The organism is Stieleria sp. (assembly GCF_041595215.1).
GTDB classification, from domain to species: Bacteria; Planctomycetota; Planctomycetia; order Pirellulales; family Pirellulaceae; genus Stieleria; species Stieleria magnilauensis.
This window is the reverse complement of sequence record NZ_JBFHKV010001356.1, coordinates 1-1,917: the sequence shown is the minus strand read 5'-3', so window position 1 is coordinate 1,917 and position 1,917 is coordinate 1. Positions and strand designations below refer to the sequence as shown.

2 protein-coding genes are annotated in these 1,917 nt (G+C 59.3%); both read right to left on the bottom strand.

Annotation, left to right across the window (positions count from 1 at the left end):
- A partial coding sequence (locus ABX749_RS31255; protein ID WP_372899479.1) for a DUF3375 family protein occupies window positions 1-724 on the bottom strand: 724 nt, incomplete at its 3' end.
- A gap of 48 nt (window positions 725-772) precedes the next feature.
- Window positions 773-1,917 (bottom strand): sigma-54 interaction domain-containing protein (locus tag ABX749_RS31250; protein ID WP_372899478.1); only part of this gene is annotated, 1,145 nt, incomplete at its 5' end.

Here is a 1,917-nt window from a genome sequence, read left to right as displayed (position 1 = left end):
GTTTGATCAGGTCTTCGGCATCGAGTGCGGTGGCCAAGATCTCTCCGCGGCGACGATCGTCTTTCATCGCCTCGCGCTGCACTTGGCGACCGATCGCTTCGAATCGATCTTCGACGGCGCGAAAATCACTTTGCAGCGTCTTGAGTAGATCGACGGCGGTGTAGAACCGTTCGCGGATCTGTGCCGGGTGATAGGTTTCCACTTCGCCGCCGCCACGAATCGAAGCGATCTCGTCGTCGATCCGCCGCCGCTGGGCGAGCAGGTCGTTCAAACGCCGATCGGGGTCCGGCGAGGCGCCGCGAACCAGATCGACCAGGGTGTCGATGACCAATCGCAACCGGCTTTCGGTGCCCACCAACCGCGTGTCGCGATGGAGCATGGAATCGAGAAACCGGATGGCGTCTTCGCTGTAGCGGGTGAGTTGGTAATGGGGGCCGGTGGAATCGGCGGGCAAGAAGCGTCGCAGCCAGCCGGCATCGGACCACTCGCGCAAGTATCGATCGGGCGAGCCGAGCAAGACGGGGCGTTCCTCGTCGCGGAGTTCGTCTTGAAAGACCTGCAATCGGCTGGCCAACTCGTCGTGGGAAAACGAGATCGCGGACTCTTGCGTGTTCGATTTGAACGCTTGCCGCAAAAAGTAAACCACGAACGCGGCGAGATCCGCCTTGAGCAATCGGGCGGTCGGGGAAGACTCCAGAAAGGTGGTGAGGGCGTCGAGATTCATGGCCCGATTTTAATCACAACCGGGGAGTCAATGCTTCACCGCGTTGCCTCAACGGGTGTCCGAATCCGCCTTGAGCCGTTTTTCGAAGGTCAGTCCCAGATCGGTGATCTTGGTTCGCAGGGTGCTGCGGGCGATGCCCAGCAGCTCGCTGGCGTGGGCCTGATTTCCGTCGGCGTGGTTAAGCACCTCGGGAAGCAGGATGCGGTCGATTTCGCTATGCAATTCTTGATAGACGTTCGGCTGGTCGTGGGACAGCAGGTCGTGGATGAAGTTGCGAATGTTTTCGGCATCCAGCTCCGACCGGTGTTTTTCTGAACCGGTCGGTCGGATGTCGCGGCAGGTATCCGGCAGGGAGGAGACCGTCAGCACTTCGCCGACGTTTCGCACCAAGGCGTGCTTCATCGCGCTTTGCAGTTCACGGACGTTGCCCGGCCAGCGGTAGTGTTTCAGCCGCTGCATCGCATCGGGTGCGATGGAACGAATCTGTTTTTGCATGTCTCGGTTGAGCAGATGGATAAAGTGTTCGGCCAGCACGGGGATGTCTTCGGGCCGTTCACGCAACGGCGGCAATTGGATCATGAAGACGCTCATCCGGTAGTACAGGTCTTCGCGAAACGTGCCTTCTCTGACCATCTGGAGCAAGTTGCGGTTGGTCGCCGCGATGATTCGGACGTCGACGCGGATCGTTTCGTTGTTACCGACGCGTTCAAAACTGCCGTCTTGCAGCAACCGCAGCACCTTGGCTTGGGTCGCCGGAGTCATGTCGCCGATTTCGTCCAAGAAGATGGTTCCGCCGTTGACCTGTTCGAACTTTCCGATGCGGCGTTTGTCGGCGCCGGTGAAGGAACCTCGCTCGTGTCCGAACAGTTCGCTTTCGAGTAAGTTTTCGGGCAGGGCGGCGCAGTTGATGGCCATGAACGGTCGTTCGGCTCGGCGGCTGTGTTGGTAGATCGCGCGGGCGACCATTTCTTTGCCGGTTCCGCTTTCACCCAAGATCAGTGCGTTGACATCTTGCGGGGCGACCTGTCCGATCAACTTGTAGACTTCTTGCATCGCCTGAGACCGACCGACGATTTGATCGGCGGAAGTATCGCCGTCTGAATCGATACCGAACTGGGCCGGCGTGCGACTCATCAAGCTGACGTCGATGGCGTTTTGAACGGTCGTCAGAAGCTTTTCGAACTCGACGGGTT